Here is a 16,001-nt window from a genome sequence, read left to right on the forward strand (position 1 = left end):
CCGGCCCTCTCGGGGATCCGGCGGTCCTTCGCGGGTACGACTCCGGTGGGCTCAGACGGTCTCGACCGGCTGGCCGGCGAGATCGTAGGCGCCCGCGTGCTGGTAGCCCGGCTCGGCGTTGTGCGGCACCCTGTTGAGCACGGTGCCGAGCAGCCGCGCGTCGACGGCGCTGAGCTGTTCGGCGGCGCGGCGGACCTGTTCCCGCGAGGTCCTTCCGTAGCGGGTCACCAGGACGGCGCCGTCACAGATCTTGGAGAGGATCGCGGCGTCGGCGACCGGGAGCAGTGACGGCGCGTCGATCACGACGAGGTCCGCCCTGCTGTGCAGCTCCTCCAGGAGCCGGGGCATGTGCTGCGCCCCCAGCAGCTCACTGGGGTTGGACATCATCGGCCCGCTGGACAGCACCGACAGCGACATCCCGTCCCAGGGATGGAGCGCCTCCTCCAGGGAGGCCTGGCCCACCAGCAGGCTGGTCAGCCCGGCCCTGGACTTGATCCCGAGGTACTTGGCCAGCCCGTGCCTGCGCAGGTCACCGTCCACGAGGATGACCCGCTTGCCCGCCTGCGCGAACGAGATCGCCAGGTTGCACGCCGTCAGCGACTTGCCCTCGTGCGGCACGGCGCTGGTGACCACGACCGACCGCACCGGGTCGTCCCCGTCGAAGGAACGCACGTTCGTGCGCAGGAACCGGAACGCCTCGGCGCGCGCTCCGTGGGCGGGCCCCTCCACGATCAGCGGATGCTTCGCCGCGGAGTCGTCCTGGCAGATCACCCCGAGTACGGGGCTGCCGGTGATCTCCCGGAGCTGCTCCACGGTCTTGACCGAGAGGTCCAGGGACTCGCGCAGCAGGCCGCCGCATATCCCGAGGACGAGACCGATGATCAGGCCGATGGCCAGGTTATCCGGCAGGCTCGGGCTCACCGCCCCGGTGGGCAGCCGCGCGTTGTCGACCACGGTGACCTTGACGCGCGCCGGCTTGCTGGCCGCGGGGCGCTCGAGCTCGTCGACGAGCGCGACGAACCGCGTCCCCAGCGCGTCGGCGATCTGCTTGGCGCGGGCGGGCGACGAGTCGGTGACCGTGGCGCGCAGCAGCACCGTGTCCGGTACGACCTCGGCCGAGATCCTGTCCTGCAGCTGCCGGGAGGTGAGGCCGCCCGACTCCTCGGCGAGCCGGTCGGTCAGCCGGTAGCTGTTGAGCAGGTTCGCATAGGACTTGACGCGTTCCTGCGACAGCAGGGTGGCCTGGTAGGCGGAGGTGCTGTCCATGCTCCGATCCGCCACCGACACGAACATGGTGATGGACGCCGCGTACTGCGGGGTCGCCCGGGTCGTGGCGATCCACGCGCTGACGACCGCCAGGACGGTGCAGGCCATGATGAGAGCCCAGTGCCGCTGGAGCAGGCGAAGATAACGAGTGATTTCCATGTTCGTGCCCCCGGAAGATCGTCCTAGCGTCGGTATCGGTCGGCTATGCCGGTTGCGGGGCCGCCGAGCCGGTCGCGCCCCGGGGGAGCGCCTGTGCCCCGGCATAGTGCGGGAGCGTGCCGAACCACTCCACGGTCTGTTCGAGCCCGTCCTTCAGCGCCACCGGGGAGACGCCCGGGAACAGCCGGCGAAGGCACCCGGCGGCGGCCTGAGAGTCGCGTACGTCCCCGGCACGGGGAGGTTCGTGACATATCTCGATCGGCACGCCCATGGTGGCCGACACCTGGTGGGCCAGGTCCAGGATCGACATCCGGGTGCCGAACGCGAGGTTGACGGGCGTCTCGCAGGTGACACCGCCGATGACGGCGTCGGCCAGCACCCGGGTGACGGTGCCGACGAAGGTGAAGTCGCGCGTCTGGTGGCCGTCGCCGTGGACGCGCAGCGGCTCTCCGCGTAACGCGGCGTCGATGAACGCCGGGATGACGGCGGCGTACGCGTGACCGGCGGACTGCAGCGGCCCGTAGACGTTGAAGAAGCGCAGGGCCAGCGTGGGCAGCCCGAAGCCGGCGCCGTAGGCGAGCACATAGGCCTCGGTGGACAGTTTGCTGGCCCCGTAGGGGCTCAGCGGCCGGGTCGGCAGCTCCTCGTGTTTGGGCAGCTCCGCCACCGACCCGTACACCGAGGAGGAGGACGCGGCGACCACGTGGATCGAGGCGCGGCGGCATGCTTCGAGGACGTACACCGTGCCGCTGGCGTTGACCTCGTGGCTCGCGACGGGGTCGGTGAGCGACCGCGTGACCGACGGGCGGGCCGCGAGGTGGACCACGGCGTCGGCGCCGTGGACCGTCTCCGCCAGCAGCTCGCGGTCCAGGATGCTCCCCTCGACCAGCCGTGCGTCCACCCCGTGCAGGTTGGCGGCCGATCCGGTGCTGAGGTCGTCGAACGCGACGACCTCGCCGACCTGCGGGCGCGAGGCCAGCTCACGGCAGAGGTTGGCGCCGATGAATCCGGCACCACCGGTGACGATGACTCTCAACGGTCGTTCCCCCTCGGGTGCGTCGAAGCCGACCACCAGCCCTTGTCCACGGCGATCGACGTGTACAGCTCGTGCATGTCGCGGACCAGGCGATCGGCGCCGAACCGCTCCGTGGTCCGGGTCCGGGCGTCGCGGCCCATGCGCAGGCGCAACGGCTCGTCCCGGAGGAGCCGCGTGACGCGGTCGGCCAGCTCGGCCGACCGGGGTGCGGTGAGCAGGCCGGTCACTCCGTCCTGGACCACCTCGGGCACACCGCCCACCCGGGTGGCGACCGCCGGGAGCCCGGCGAGCCCGGCCTCGATGAGCGACACGGGCATGCCCTCGTTGTCCGAGGTGAGCAGGACCAGGTCCGCCGCGGCGTAGACGGTCTCCACGTCCGCCCGCCAGCCCAGCAGGTGCAGGGCGTCGTCCAGCCGCCCGGCGGCCTCGGCCACCTGGCCGAGGAGGTCGCCCTCACCGCACACCACGAACCGGGCGGCGGGGAGCTCACGATGGACGGCCCGCACCACCTCGACCAACCGGTCCGGTCGCTTGATCCCGGTCACCCGGCCCACGTACGCCACGACCGGAACGTCCAGGGGGAGCCCCAGCTTGTGCCGGGCCGCCTCCCGCTCCGGCAGCGGGCCCAGCTCCGTCCCGGGGGGCACGACGCAGTACTGCCCGGGCCGGCCGATGCCCACGTCGACGAGGTCGTCGCGCACGCGTTCGCCGACGGCGACCAGACGGTCGCTGACCCGGGCGAAGGTGCGTTCGGCCTGCACGACCAGCCGGGTCTTCGGCCGGGAGAAGTAGCCGTGCAGCAGGTGCCCGTGGAAGGTGTGCACGCGCGCCGGGACCCGGGCCAGCACCGCGGCCGTCCGGCCCAGCGCGCCCGCCTTGGCCATGTGGGTGTGCACGATGTGCGGCCGGAACTCGCGCATGGCGGCGGTCAGCCGGGCCAGGGAGCGCGCGTCGTCGGAGGGCCGCGCCGAGCGGCCGAGGGTCGGCAGGCGGTGGACGGTCACGTCCGGTGCGCACAACTCCACGTAGTCGGCCTCGCCCGCTTCGACGAAGCCGCAGTAGAGCCGCTGGTCGAAACGTTCCGCGTCCAGCCCTCGCATCAGCACCGACGCCTGCAGAGACGGGCCGCCCACGTTCATCCGTGTCATGACCCGCATCACTCTGATTCGCTTGCCGCTCACCGGTGCCCCCAGTACGACCACATGATCACGCAGAGTACAGAATCATCACTCTCCGTACAAGGACCGTTCTGTGTTCGCGGGAAAGGCGCCGCGATGAGGCGGATCGGAGGCCTGGATGGCAAAAAGCTAAATGAGATGACGAAAGTGGATGAGACGCCTAATCGTCATTAACTGGGAAGTAAGGAAAACCGCGCGACGTGATGATATTGCGGTACTTCCACAGGGGGACATCTGTGATCACGCTTGATAGGCTGCGCATCGTTTCCCAATTGCCGAGGACGGCATTGCGGGAGAGCTTCATCTCGGAAAGCAAATTGTCCCATATCTGTTCGGGGGGAACCTTATGGGCTCATTCTCAAGACGAGCCGTCGGCGTGGCGGGTGCCGCGTTGATCGGTGCCGGTACGGCGGCGCTGCCGCCGGCGGCGCATGCCGCACCGGTGTCAGCGGCGGCTGCGGTGGCGGTGCCGTGCAGCGTGTCGGCCCTGGTCACGGCGATCCAGGCCGCCAACGCGGTCACTTCGCAGGTGCTCCAGCTGGCCCCGTTCTGCACCTACTCGCTCACCGCGCCGGTGGTGATCGGCTCGCGCGGCCCGAACGGGTTGCCGATCATCACTGGAAACGTCACGCTCGTGGGGCAGCACCGCACGACGATCAACCGCTTCTCGGGCGCGCGGTTCCGCATTCTCGAGGTCGCCGCCGGCGGCACCCTGACCACGCACAACCTGATCATCAGCGGTGGGGACGGTGGCGCCAACACCGGCGGCGGCATCCTCAACGCCAATGGCACGGTCGCCCTGAACAGCACTCTCATCGCCCGCAACACGGCGGACAACGGTGCCGGACTGTCCAACGACCGGGGCCGCATGACCCTGTTCAACAGCATCGTCAGCGTCAACACGACCGGCGGCGGGGGTGGCGGCGGCGGTATCTACAACGACGGCATCCTGACGCTCAGGCGCAGCACCGTCAGCGGCAACTGGGCCAACACCAGCGGCGGCGGCATCTTCAACGAGCAGGGAGGGAGGACGGTCCTCAGCTCCAGCACGGTCAGCGGTAACGGCGCGGCGGCCAACGGGGGCGGCATCTACAACAACGCCGCCAGCACCACGGGGCTGCAGCAGAGCCTGATCCACAACAACAGCGCTCACGCCGACGGTGCCGGTATCTACAACCGGGGCACGCTGCAGGTGGTGGGCAGCCGGCTCACCGCCAACCGCGCCACGGGCAACGGTGGTGGCACCTACAACACCCCGGGCGCCACGCAGCTGTTCCACAGCACCCGGCTGGATCGGAACACCGCCGCCAGCGGCGGTGGCATCTACAACGGTGGCGGGCTCCGGAGCGTTGCTCTGAACTCCACCACCATCACCGGCAACGTCGTCGGAAACTGCCGGCCACTCGGCTCCATCCAGCGCTGCGTGGGCTGAGATCGGGCCTGTTCCCGACCGCGGCCCTGGAGCGCAGGGTCGTGACCGCACGAGGTATTCGACAGGGTGGCGGGCGATCATTCACCCGTCACCCTGTCGGCCGCGGACATCGTGCTCGCATACGGCATGCATCCGTGGCCGTGTGCATATTCCTTGCTCGATATCGAAGAGGTGGGACATGTCTCGATACTCGGCGCGGCGCGAATACGCCAAGAAGACCCGTGATCGCGTGCTCTGGCACACCCCGGGGCTGCAAAGGGTCATCCGCGCGGGCGCGCGGAAAGGAGCCATTCCCCCGTCGGTCTGGCGGAGACTGCATCCTCGCGGCGCCTGGACACTGCACGCGCCCGACGGCACGCCTTTCCGCTATGACTCCGCCTTCCCGCACGACGGGATGGCTCGTCACGTGGTGTGGACGGATATGCGGCATTGGGAGACCACGACCCAGCCGCTGCTGTTCGACCTGGCCAAAGAGGCGAAGGTCTTCGTCGATGTCGGTGCTTATTCCGGCATCTACACGATACTCGCCTGTGTCGCCAACCCCCGGCTCCGCGCGATCGCATTCGAGCCGAATCCGGTCAAGCTCGAGCAGCTGCGTTCGAACGTCGCGCTGAACGGACTGCGCGACAGGGTGACGCTCGTCGGTAAGGCTCTGTCGTCGGAACCGGGCAGGGCCGGGCTGGCCATTCCCGCGGACGACTCGCAGGCCTCCCTGGCGCATGCGGCACCCGGTGCCCGGACGGTCGACGTCCCGGTCACCACCGGCGACGAGGCGCTGGGCGACCTGCCGGTCGGCCTGGTCAAGATCGACGTGGAGGGCCTGGAACCGCAGGTGCTCACCGGTATGGCCGGAGTCCTGGCGGCCCACCGGCCGAAGATCATCGCCGAGTGCCTCGATCAGCGTGCGCTGGACCGGCTGCGCCGCGTGACCGCGGCGCTCGGGCACCGGTACGCGTATCACATCGATCAGGCCGGTCTCGTCCCGGTCGATGACCGATTCGCTCACCCTTATCGCTTTCCCAATTACCTGTTCACAGCCGAGCCAATGAATGTTTAGCCGACCATTGTAATCTCATCTATGCATGCGAGTCATTACTTACGGTAATGTCAAATCTCGTGATCAGCAGAGATGGCGTCCGCTCGGTCGCCGAGCGGAATAAGCCGGATATACGGCCTACGCGAGTATGCCTGATGATCGGTCAGCTCGGCCTCGGGGGTACCGAGAAGCAGATCGTCCTGCTCGCGCGCGGCCTGCGCGAACGCGGAGTGGAGACGACCGTCCTGGTGATGTTCCACGGCGGGCCGGGTGAAGAGGCCCTGCGCGAGGCCGGGATCCCGGTCGTCCGGCTCGGATTCCGGAACCTCAAGGCCCGCTGGTGGATGCCGGCGGCCAACGTCGGCGCCTTCTGCAGGCTGGTGGCGTACCTGCGCCGGATGCGGCCGGACGTCCTGCACGCCTTCCTGTTCCACAGCTACGTCCCCGCCGCCCCGGCGGCCCGCCTGGCCGGCGTCCCCGTGCTCGTCGCGGGCCGCCGCAGCCTGGGCGAGTTCGCCGAGGGCCACCGGGTGTTCCTGATGGTGGAGCGCTTCGCGACCCGGGCGACCGATCTGCTGATCGCCAACGCCCGGGCCGTCGCCGAGAACACACGGTGCCGCGAGAAGGTCTCACCAGAGAAGATCTCGGTGGTCTACAACGGGCTTCCCGACTCGGCCTTCGATCCGGTGGAGCCGACTCCGATCGTCACCGAATCGCCCGTCGTGCTGTGCGTCGCCAACCTCAAGGCCAACAAGGGCCACCGGTTCCTGCTGGAGGGCATCGCGCGCCTCCAGCAGCGGGGGCTGATGACCACGCTGGTGCTGGTCGGCCACGGGCCCGAGCGCCCGGCCCTGGAGAAGCTGGCAGGGCGGCTAGGCGTCGACGTCCGCTTCCTCGGTGCCCGGACCGACGTGCAGGCGCTGCTGGCGCGGGCCGACGCCTTCGTCCTGCCCTCCCTGCACGAGGGCATGAGCAACGCGGTCATGGAGGCGATGGCGGCGGGACGGCCCGTCGTGGCCACCGACGTCGGCGGGACCGGGGAGCTGCTGCGGGGGCGTGGGGTGCTGGTGCCGCCGGCCGATCCCGGGGCGCTGGCCGACGGGCTGTGGCGGGTGCTGACCGACCCGGAGTTCGCCGCGGGGCTCGCCCGGGAGGCGCGTGCCTGGAGCCGCGCCCACCTGGCCGTCGGCACCATGGTCGACCACCACGTCCGTATCTACCGCGAGCTCCTGGAGGCGCGATGTGCGGAATAGCGGGCATCGTGTCCACGGGCCTCGTCGACACGGACCTCGTCCACCGGATGTGCGGGGTGATCGTGCACCGCGGACCGGACGGCATGGGCTTCCACGACTCCGAGCACGCGGCGCTCGGCATGCGCCGGCTCGCCATCATCGACGTGGCGGGCGGGGACCAGCCCGTCTACAACGAGGACCGCACGGTCGCCGCGGTCTTCAACGGCGAGATCTACAACTTCGCCGAGCTGCGGGAGGAACTGCGCCGCCGGGGGCACCGCTTCACGACCGCCGGTGACACCGAATGCCTCGTCCACCTGTACGAGGAGTTCGGCGAGGAGCTGGTGCACCGGCTCCGCGGCATGTTCGCCTTCGCCATCTGGGACGACAAGAGCCGGCGGCTGCTCCTCGCGCGTGACCGGGTGGGCAAGAAGCCGCTGTACTGGCGCTCTGACGACGAGTCGCTGTCGTTCGGCTCCGAGCTGAAGTCACTGATCCAGGACCCGGCCGTACGCCGCGAAGTGGACATCGAGGCCCTCGACCACTACCTGACCTATCAGTACGTCCCGGCCCCCTGGTCGATCTACCGCGGCATCTACAAGCTGCCGCCGGGGCACCTGCTGTCGTGGCGGGACGGCGCCGTCGAACTGCGCCGCTACTGGCGCCTGGACAGCACTCCTCGCCAGGACGTCGGTGAGGAAGAGGCCGCCGAGCAGCTCCGGGCGCTGCTCCTGGACGCCACCCGGGTCCGCATGGTCAGCGAACGCCCCCTGGGGGCCTTCCTGTCCGGCGGAATCGACTCGTCGGCGATCGTCGCGGCGATGGCCCGTCAGGCGAGCGGGCGCGTCAAGACCTTCAGCATCGGCTTCGAGGCGCAGGCGTACGACGAGCGGCGCTTCGCGCGCATGGTCGCCGAGCGCTACGACACCGATCACCACGAGATGGTGGTCAACCCCTCCGCGCTCGGCCTGCTGCCCACACTGGCATGGCATTTCGACGAGCCCTTCGCGGACTCCTCGGCGATCCCGAGCTTCTACGTCGCGCAGCTGAGCCGTGAGCATGTGACGGTCGTGCTGAACGGCGACGGCGGAGACGAGTGCTTCGGCGGTTACCGGCGGTACCAGGCGATGGCCCGGCTGGCCCGGATCCCGGTCATCCGGCCCCGGCTCGACCGGTTCGGCGCGGCGCTGGTGGCGCACAGCTCCTCGCAGTCGGCGCTGCGCAGGTTCGGCCGGCTGGTCGAGCTGGTCGGGCAGCCCGCACCGCGCCGGTACGCGCGGCTCATGTCGTACTTCACCCCGGAGCAGCGGCACGCCGTCTATTCCGACGCGCTGCGCGAGCGGCTCTCGGGAGTGGACAGCTATCACCTCATCGACGAGGCGATCGCCGGCTCCCGTGCCGACTCCTACGTCGGCGCCATCATGGACGCCGAGGTGAACACCTACCTGCCCGGTGACCTGCTGGTGAAGGCGGACATCACCACCATGGCCAACTCGCTGGAGGCCCGCTCCCCGTTCCTCGACCACCACCTCATGGAGTGGGCCGCCGGCCTCCCGATCGGGCTGAAGGTGCGGCCGGGCACGACGAAGTACCTGCTGAAGAAGGCGGTCGCGGAGTGGCTGCCCACCGAGCTGATCAAACGCCCGAAGATGGGCTTCGGCGTGCCGCTGGCGGCGTGGCTGCGGACCGAGCTGCGTGAGCTGTCCTGGGACGTCCTGACCGACCGGACCGCGAGATCACGCGGCCTGTTCCGGACGGAGGCCGTCACCGAGCTGCTCCGCCAGCACGCCGACGGGCACGACCACGGCTCGCGCATCTGGGCCCTGGTCCAGTTCGAGCTGTGGCACCGCATCTTCATCGACGACCACCACACCGGTTCCCTGCTGCCGGACGAGTGCGGCAAGGGATGGCAGCTTTCGTGACGGGCTCCGGCGGCGCGGGACGCCCGTTGCGGATCGTGCTGGTGGTCGGTTCGCTGCGCATCGGCGGCACCGAGACCCAGCTGGTCAAGCTGGCCGCCGATCTGCGAGAACGCGGGCACGACGTGCACGTGGTCGCCATCTCGCGCGGGGGCCCGCTGGAGTCGGAGCTGCGTTCGCAGGGGACCCCGGCGCGGATCTTCGCGCACAGCGGCCTGCGGCTCCGCGACGACGCCGGCTGGCGGTCGCCGCGTGCCCTCCTGGGGGAGGCGCGGGAACTGCTGGCGATTTGGCGCCACCTCAGGAGCCTGCGCGCCGACGTGTGTCATGCGTTCGGCTTCACGTGCTACACGCTGGTGCTGCCACTGGCCCTGGCGGCCGGCGTCCCGGTCCGGGTCAACGGCCGCCGTGGGATGCCCCCCGCGACCCCGACCGGCCTGCAGCGCAGACTGCGCGACCTCCTGGGTCATCGCTGCTCCTCGGTCTACGTCTGCAACTCGCACGCGGGTGCTCGTGATCTGCAGGCACGCGAGGGCGTCCCGGCCGGCCGGATCGTCGTGATCCCCAACGGCGTCGGCATCCCGCCCGCCGTGGCCGAGGCCGGCCGGCAGCCTGCCCGGGGAGTGGTCGTCGCCAACCTCATCTCCTACAAGGGCCACGCCGATCTGGTCGAGGCGCTGGGCATGCTGGCGGCCCCACCTGAGATGTGCTTCATCGGGGAGGGCCCGGAGCGGGAGCGCCTCACCGCACTGGTCGAGGAGCGGGGCCTGGAGCGGGTGGTCGCGTTCGCCGGTACGGTGCCGGTCGCGGTCCGGTTGCTGCGCCACTACCAGTTCGCCGTGCTGCCCTCGCACGAGGAGGGGCTGCCCAACGCCGTCCTGGAGGCGATGGCGGCCGGGTTGCCGGTGATCGCCACGGCGGTGGGCGGCACCCCGGAGATCGTCGTGGACGGCGTGACCGGGCTGCTCGTCCCGGCGCACGCACCGGACGAACTGGCGAGCGCGATCGCCCGGCTCACCGCTGATCCCCGGCTGCGGGAGGAGATGGGGGCCGCGGGCCGGCGCGCCGCCGAACACCTCAGCATCGGCTCCTGCGCCGCGAGGCACGAGGCGGTCTACCGGACAGCGCCGCGATGAGCGTCCGGCTCCGCAAGGTGGCGCACACCATGCTGACGTCCGCCGTCCGGTTCGCCGTCAGCGGCGTCATGGCCATCGTGATCGCCCGGACGCTGGGGCCGCAGGGCCGGGGAGGCTATGCCGTGCTCGTCACCATCGCGGCGACGGCGGTCACCCTCGGGCACCTGTCGATCGACGCCTCGCACACCTCGCTGTGGGCGAACGCCCGCGCCCGCGACTTCGCGGCCATCGCCACCAACAGTCTTCTCTTCGGGGTGGTGGCGGGCACTCTCGCCGCTGCCGCCAGCGCGATCGCGGTGGTGGCGCTGGGTCCCGGCATCGTGCCGGTGCCGGGGTACGGCATGCTGGCGCTGGCCCTGCTGGCGATCCCGTGCAATCTGACCGTCTTCTATCTCAACACGGTGCTCGTGCTGCGCGAACGCATCGAGGCGGTCAACTGGAGCGGGGTGCTGGCGGTCTGCGTCCCCTGCGTGCTGCTGCTGGTCCTGGCCGCGCTGGGGCACCCGACGCTCGGGTCGGTCGTCGGGTTGTGGACGCTGTCGGCGGCCGTGCCGCTGGCCGTCCTCATCCCCGCCGTCCGGCCCCGCCTCCGCGACCGCGACCTCGCCCTCGCCCGCCGCGCCCTCGGCATCGGGCTGCGCTATCACATCGGCAGCACCTCGCTGTTCCTGCTGCTGCGCGCCGACATCCTGATCCTCAACGCGTTCGCCCCGGCCGCCGCGGTGGGTCTGTACGCCGTCGCGGTGACGCTGGTGGAGCTGACCAGGGTGGGCGCGGACGCCATCGCGCAGGTGATCCTCTCCGAGCAGATGGACGGTGACCATGACATCGCCGCCGCGCTGACCGCACGGATCACGCGTCTCAACGTGCTCCTCGCCGTCGGTTCCACCGGCCTGATGTGCGCGGCGGCGCCCCTGCTGATCCCGGTCGTCTACGGCGCGGCGTTCGGCGCCAGCGTGGGCCCGCTGCTCGGGTTGGCCCCCGGCCTGATCGCTCTCAGCCTCACCCGGATGATCAGTGCGTTCCTGCTCCGGCTCAATCGGCCCGTGCTGAGGTCGGGTACGGCGGTCGTCGCCCTGGTGGTCAACGTGGCGCTGAACCTGCTGCTGATCCCGAGGTACGGGATCATGGGATGTGCCGTGGCCTCCAGCGTCAGCTACTGCGCGCTGGCCGGGCTGTACGTCCTGTGGTTCCGGAAGGCCACCGGGACGCCGGTCCGGCGGCTCGTACCGGGGCGTGCGGAGCTCCGGTACTTCGCCGACACCTGGGCGGGCTGGCGGGCATCGTCGCGCTCGGCCGGATCAGCCGGGCCGCCGCTGGTCGAGCAGCCAGAGAGCGGCGCCCAGCGGTAGCGCACCGGCCCACAGCGCGCGGGAGAGCACGGGCAGCTCGGCGGCCTGCTCCGACAGCGGGACCCGCTCGTGCAGGCTCGCGCGGGCGTACTGCACCGCGGAGCCGAGGAAGCACGCCGGAGCGTGCCGGAACCAGCGCAGGTCCTGCGAGATCACCAGGGCGTAGTACTCGCGTACGGCGGCGGCGATCTCGGTGAACGGCCGCCGGCTGATGCGGTCCGCGCCGGCGGTGTGGACGGCCAGCACCGGATCATCGACGTAGCGGGTCAGATAGCGCCGGCCGATCTGGCGCCAGACCGTGCCCTCGAGCACGAACCAGCGGTGGTCCGGCTCGGGGAACGGGTGCTCGCGCAGGACGTCCGCGCGCAGGATCCCGCACCGGTCGCCGCTCGCCCGGTGGACGTACACCGCGTCGTGCCACCGGCATTCGACCGGCACCGGGCCGGGAAAGGCATTGCCGATCACCTGGCCGGTGTCGTCGATGCCGCGGCCGGTGACCCCGACGAACTGCTCCCTTCGCGCGGCGGGAATCCGGTGCCAGTGATCGAGCAGCCGGGCCAGCCCGCCAGGGAGCAGTTCGTCGTCGGAGTCGATCAGGGCGAGCATCTCACCGTGCGCGACCGGGATGCCGTGGTTCAGCGCCACGTGCTTTCCCCGGTGCGGCCGCCTGAGGTAGCGGACCGGGAAGGGCGCGCGGGCGGCCAGGCCGGCCATGACCTCGGGGGTCTCATCGGTGGAGCCGTCGTCCACCACGACCCACTCGAGATCGATCCCCTGCGTCTCGATGCTGGCCGACAACGCCGGCAGGGTGGCGGCGCGGTTGTACGTGGCGGTCACCACCGAAGCAATCATGACAGCAGGCTAGCGGACCGTAGCCGGATCTCCACGCTACGTCATCGCGGGCGGGGACGAGGTCGTGCGCTCGAAGACGTACTCGTTGCAGCCCAGCCCCCCGCCGCAGGTGCGCAGATGGCGCAGCTCGTGGCCCCGGGCGTGTAGGAAGGTGAACACCTCCTCGGGCTTGGCCACCTCGAACGGGTATCCGCCGACCCAGTCGACCAGGTCGTGCTTGGCGGACATGCCGCGCGCCCGCGGCGGCGGGGTCGGCACGCCCTGCTCGCCGCGGACCAGCCGGACGAGCTTGCGCAACGGCCATCGCCGCGCGAGGTAGGCGGTGCTGCCGGCCACGAGGACCTGGCGCATCATCGGGCCGGACCGGTTGTAACGGTGTTTGACGCTGCGCCAGATCCGGCTCTCGAGACCCTGGTCGTTGTAGATGGAGATGAACAGCCGGCCCCCCGGAGCCACCAGGCCGGACACGGTGTCCAACGCCCCCCACAGATCCCCGGTGTGGTGCAGCACGCCCCAGCTGTAGACGATGTCGAACGTGCCGAGTTTCTCGATGAACGGGCGGTCGAGGATGGAGCCCTGCTCGATGGTCCAGTCGGCGCCCGGGGCGAACCGGCGCCGCAGCTCGGTGGTCGCCTCGACGGATTCGCGGTCGAAGTCGAAGGAGCGGACCTGCGCGCCCAGCCGGTGCGCGATCAGGGAGAAGAGCCCGCTTCCGCACCCGACGTCGAGGAACGTACGTCCGGACAGGTCGTCGGTGCCCAGCGGGCCGACGAGCGAGCCGGTGGCGGCCTCGATCCTCGTCTCGTCGACGAGGTCGACGAACGCGCGCCAGTTGTCGCCGAACGCGAACCGGTCGCCGCTGCGGATCTCGGCTTGGCTGTCAAGCATCTGTTGTGACCTTCCTTGTGAGTGACGCGATCTGATCGCCGCCCTGGACGCCGGAGCTCGGGGCTGCGGCCAGCAGGCAGCCCAGCGACAGCCAGAACGGCAGGCTGGCGGTCATGTTGGACAGGAGGTTGGCGAAGACCAGGCCCACGGCGTGGGTGACCACCACCGCCCGCAGCACCGCGAGGTCGCCCGACCGCCGGCCCCAGGTGCCGAGCAGCAGCAGGGCCAGGAAGGCGATCAGCGCGACGGCCCCCGTCTCGGCGGCCAGTCGCAGGTAGTCGTTGTGCGTGGCCATGTAGAGCCCGAAACGCGGCGAGCTCGCGGCATAGGCGGAGAACCTTCCGTACCCGATGCCGCGGACCGGGTGCTCCACGGCGACGCGCGCGGCGAACTCCGCCGCGCGTGCCCTGACCTCGCTGTTGGACGCCAGCTCGGCGGACCGCCGGTCGCCGGTCGCGAAGTGCTCGGCCGTCCCGAGAGCGGCGGGCAGCAGCGCGACGGCGACGACGGCGGTCAGCATGACCGACGCCTGGACCCGGACCGTGCGGCCCTGCAGCAGAATGATCGCCGTGCCCATGGTCGCGGCGATGAACGCCGCGCGCGACTGGGTCTGGGCCATCGCGAACAGGCACACCGCGCCGGGGACGAGCCAGACCGGGTTGCGGTGGTGGCGCAGGAGGCCGGCCGAGGCGACGAGGGGCAGTGCGAGGACCGCGCCCAGGTAGTTGGGGTTGAAGCCGAGCCCTTCGAGCCGGCCGTCCAGGTGCTCGCCGGCCACGAGCACGTACCCGGCCGCCACCGCCCCCGTCACCGCGATCAGGCACGCGACCGTCCGTGGACGCGGGGGAGTGGCCGCCGCGACCGCGAGCAGCCCGAGGCCGGCGAGCACCCCGATGAGGTCGGCGTCCTGGGCGACCTGCCCGGGGATCCCGCTCGCGGGGGCCAGCCGGCCGGCGAGCAGCACCGCGGCCAGCACGCCGATCCAGATGTGCGCCGACCGGATCGGGAGCGACCCGGCCGCGACCCGGAACGCCATCGACAGCAGCAGCGCGGCGGCGATCGCGGGGACGGCGAACGCGGCCTCGGCGTACACCGCGCTCACGAACGCCAGCGGGATCAGCATGGGCAGTGCCGTCGCCGGCCTGCGCACGGTGAGCAGCACGAGGACCAGCGCGGCGGCCGACAGCAAGGTCCGCGTGTCGTGGCGCAGCAGCAGGTACGTGAGGACGGCGGAGGCCGTGACGAGCACCACCGGTGCGCCCCGGATCAGCGTCGGCCGTAAGATCTCGGCCGTCCTCGGGCCACCAGCGGTCATGCGTTCACGCTCCATTGCCGCGCTGCCCACGGGCACACCGATTCTTTGATCACCTACCCAGATGATTTCTTTCCTCGTGTGGCCCTATGACCAGCGTTTTTATCAATGATCTCTAGCCTTGTGTCGTTGAATGACTACGCAGAGTAGTGCATCCTTGCGACGATCACGATGGATCTTGGGAGGCGTGTCATGCAAGGCAGGACTACGACGAGGTACCTGGTCACGGGGGGAGCCGGCTTCATCGGCTCGCATCTCGTCGACGGCCTACTGGCCCGCGGTGACTCGGTCATCGCCCTGGACACCCTCTCGACGGGACGACCGTCCAACCTCGAGAACGCCCGTACGTTCCCGAACTTCCGTTTCGTGCACGGGTCCGTGCTGGACGAGCTCATGGTCGACGAACTCGTGCACCAGTGCGATGTCGTGATCCACATGGCGGCCGCCGTCGGGGTGAAGCTCGTCATCGAGCAGCCTCTCAAGTCACTGACCACCAACATCCGCGGCTCGCAGGTCGTGATCGAGGCGGCGCACCGCTACCGCCGCAAGATCCTGGTGACCAGCACGTCCGAGATCTACGGGAAGAACTCCTCCGGCCCCTTGGACGAGGGAGCGGACCGGATCCTCGGCAGCCCAGGCATCGTCCGCTGGGCCTACAGCACGGCCAAGGCCGTCGACGAGATCCTGGCCGGCTGCTACCACCGCGAGCGCGGGCTGCCGACCATCGTGGTCCGCCTGTTCAACACCGTCGGCTCCCGGCAGAGCCCCGCCTACGGCATGGTCATCCCGCGGCTGGTCCGGCAGGCCCTCCGCGACGAACCGATGACGGTCTTCGGCGACGGCCGCCAGACCCGCTGCTTCGCGCACGTCGCGGACGTCGTGGACGCGCTGCTGCGGCTCCTGGACGAGGACGCGGCGGTCGGGCAGACCTTCAACATCGGGTCGTCCCACGAGATCAGCATGCGCGACCTGGCCGAGACGATCAGGGCCCGGTGCGAGAGCGACTCCCCGATCCGGATGGTTCCGTACGAGGAGGCCTACGGGCCGGAGTTCGAGGACATGCAGCGCAGGGTGCCCGAGACCCGCAAGCTGCGCGCCCTGACCGGGTGGGCGCCGCGGCGGTCGCTCGACGACGTGCTGTGCGATGCCGTCGCCCAGGCGCGGCACGACCTGGAAAAGTACCCCGACCTGGTCTCGCCGTAG

At 70.5% G+C, this 16,001-nt stretch carries 13 protein-coding genes; 7 read left to right on the forward strand and 6 right to left on the reverse strand.

The window, feature by feature from the left end:
• Positions 1-51: 51 nt before the first annotated feature.
• The 3 genes from ACRYCC_RS10060 to ACRYCC_RS10070 are packed head-to-tail and all read right to left on the reverse strand — an operon-like array spanning position 52 to position 3,609.
• The gene (locus ACRYCC_RS10060) at positions 52-1,425 is read right to left on the reverse strand and encodes a polysaccharide biosynthesis tyrosine autokinase (RefSeq protein WP_433810596.1); all 1,374 of its coding nucleotides are present in this window, start codon (positions 1,423-1,425) and stop codon (positions 52-54) included.
• Positions 1,426-1,468: 43 nt separating this feature from the next.
• Positions 1,469-2,461 (reverse strand): NAD-dependent epimerase/dehydratase family protein, encoded by a 993-nt coding sequence (locus ACRYCC_RS10065; RefSeq protein WP_433810598.1) that lies wholly within the window; start codon positions 2,459-2,461, stop codon positions 1,469-1,471.
• Entirely contained in the window at positions 2,458-3,609 is a 1,152-nt protein-coding gene (locus ACRYCC_RS10070) for a glycosyltransferase (protein ID WP_433810600.1), read from the reverse strand. The genes ACRYCC_RS10065 and ACRYCC_RS10070 overlap by 4 nt, the downstream gene beginning before the upstream one ends.
• A gap of 406 nt (positions 3,610-4,015) precedes the next feature.
• Here ACRYCC_RS10070 and ACRYCC_RS10075 point away from each other — a divergent pair, with 406 nt between their 5' ends.
• The 6 genes from ACRYCC_RS10075 (at position 4,016) to ACRYCC_RS10100 (ending at position 11,746) form a co-directional block, all read left to right on the forward strand.
• Positions 4,016-5,071, forward strand: coding sequence for a hypothetical protein (locus tag ACRYCC_RS10075; protein WP_433810602.1), 1,056 nt, complete (start codon positions 4,016-4,018; stop codon positions 5,069-5,071).
• Between the two features lie 178 nt (positions 5,072-5,249).
• Positions 5,250-6,128: an FkbM family methyltransferase gene (locus ACRYCC_RS10080; protein WP_433810604.1), complete on the forward strand. Its 879-nt coding sequence runs from the start codon at positions 5,250-5,252 to the stop codon at positions 6,126-6,128.
• Between the two features lie 134 nt (positions 6,129-6,262).
• On the forward strand, positions 6,263-7,360 hold the full coding sequence (locus ACRYCC_RS10085; RefSeq protein WP_433810606.1) for a glycosyltransferase: 1,098 nt from the start codon (positions 6,263-6,265) through the stop codon (positions 7,358-7,360).
• Complete coding sequence (gene asnB / locus ACRYCC_RS10090; RefSeq protein ID WP_433810608.1) at positions 7,348-9,261, forward strand: asparagine synthase (glutamine-hydrolyzing); 1,914 nt, start codon at positions 7,348-7,350, stop codon at positions 9,259-9,261. Before ACRYCC_RS10085 ends, asnB begins: the two co-directional genes overlap by 13 nt.
• Complete coding sequence (locus ACRYCC_RS10095; protein ID WP_433810610.1) at positions 9,246-10,394, forward strand: glycosyltransferase; 1,149 nt, start codon at positions 9,246-9,248, stop codon at positions 10,392-10,394. The genes asnB and ACRYCC_RS10095 overlap by 16 nt, the downstream gene beginning before the upstream one ends.
• A complete protein-coding gene (locus ACRYCC_RS10100) occupies positions 10,391-11,746 on the forward strand; it encodes a lipopolysaccharide biosynthesis protein (protein WP_433810611.1) in 1,356 nt (451 codons plus the stop codon). The genes ACRYCC_RS10095 and ACRYCC_RS10100 overlap by 4 nt, the downstream gene beginning before the upstream one ends.
• On the opposite strand, the gene ACRYCC_RS10105 is transcribed toward ACRYCC_RS10100, so the two are convergent.
• Genes ACRYCC_RS10105 through ACRYCC_RS10115 form a run of 3 tightly spaced genes read right to left on the reverse strand, consistent with a single transcriptional unit; the run spans position 11,696 to position 14,801 of the window.
• Positions 11,696-12,598 carry a glycosyltransferase family 2 protein gene (locus tag ACRYCC_RS10105; RefSeq protein WP_433810613.1) on the reverse strand — a complete coding sequence of 301 codons (903 nt, stop codon included), beginning with the start codon at positions 12,596-12,598 and terminating at the stop codon, positions 11,696-11,698. The two genes, ACRYCC_RS10100 and ACRYCC_RS10105, sit on opposite strands and share 51 nt — an antisense overlap.
• Before the next feature lie 36 nt (positions 12,599-12,634).
• Positions 12,635-13,486, reverse strand: coding sequence for a class I SAM-dependent methyltransferase (locus ACRYCC_RS10110; RefSeq protein ID WP_433810615.1), 852 nt, complete (start codon positions 13,484-13,486; stop codon positions 12,635-12,637).
• Positions 13,479-14,801, reverse strand: a complete 1,323-nt coding sequence (locus ACRYCC_RS10115; RefSeq protein ID WP_433810616.1) for an O-antigen ligase family protein — start codon at positions 14,799-14,801, stop codon at positions 13,479-13,481. Before ACRYCC_RS10115 ends, ACRYCC_RS10110 begins: the two co-directional genes overlap by 8 nt.
• 189 nt (positions 14,802-14,990) lie before the next feature.
• On the opposite strand from ACRYCC_RS10115, the gene ACRYCC_RS10120 reads away from it, so the two are divergent.
• Positions 14,991-16,001: an NAD-dependent epimerase/dehydratase family protein gene (locus ACRYCC_RS10120; RefSeq protein ID WP_433810618.1), complete on the forward strand. Its 1,011-nt coding sequence runs from the start codon at positions 14,991-14,993 to the stop codon at positions 15,999-16,001.

Source organism: Actinomadura scrupuli (assembly GCF_050971785.1).
Lineage (GTDB): Bacteria > Actinomycetota > Actinomycetes > Streptosporangiales > Streptosporangiaceae > Actinomadura_E > Actinomadura_E scrupuli.

What these genes read in the sequence shown, in the direction of transcription:
- ACRYCC_RS10060 (WP_433810596.1), bottom strand. Translation starts at nt 1,425, where the DNA reads ATGGAAATCACTCGTTATCTTCGCCTGCTCCAGCGGCACTGGGCTCTC.
- ACRYCC_RS10070 (WP_433810600.1), bottom strand. Translation starts at nt 3,609, where the DNA reads ATGACACGGATGAACGTGGGCGGCCCGTCTCTGCAGGCGTCGGTGCTG.
- ACRYCC_RS10080 (WP_433810604.1), top strand. Translation starts at nt 5,250, where the DNA reads ATGTCTCGATACTCGGCGCGGCGCGAATACGCCAAGAAGACCCGTGAT.
- ACRYCC_RS10085 (WP_433810606.1), top strand. Translation starts at nt 6,263, where the DNA reads ATGATCGGTCAGCTCGGCCTCGGGGGTACCGAGAAGCAGATCGTCCTG.
- asnB (WP_433810608.1), top strand. Translation starts at nt 7,348, where the DNA reads ATGTGCGGAATAGCGGGCATCGTGTCCACGGGCCTCGTCGACACGGAC.
- ACRYCC_RS10095 (WP_433810610.1), top strand. Translation starts at nt 9,246, where the DNA reads ATGGCAGCTTTCGTGACGGGCTCCGGCGGCGCGGGACGCCCGTTGCGG.
- ACRYCC_RS10100 (WP_433810611.1), top strand. Translation starts at nt 10,391, where the DNA reads ATGAGCGTCCGGCTCCGCAAGGTGGCGCACACCATGCTGACGTCCGCC.
- ACRYCC_RS10105 (WP_433810613.1), bottom strand. Translation starts at nt 12,598, where the DNA reads ATGATTGCTTCGGTGGTGACCGCCACGTACAACCGCGCCGCCACCCTG.
- ACRYCC_RS10110 (WP_433810615.1), bottom strand. Translation starts at nt 13,486, where the DNA reads ATGCTTGACAGCCAAGCCGAGATCCGCAGCGGCGACCGGTTCGCGTTC.
- ACRYCC_RS10115 (WP_433810616.1), bottom strand. Translation starts at nt 14,801, where the DNA reads ATGACCGCTGGTGGCCCGAGGACGGCCGAGATCTTACGGCCGACGCTG.
- ACRYCC_RS10120 (WP_433810618.1), top strand. Translation starts at nt 14,991, where the DNA reads ATGCAAGGCAGGACTACGACGAGGTACCTGGTCACGGGGGGAGCCGGC.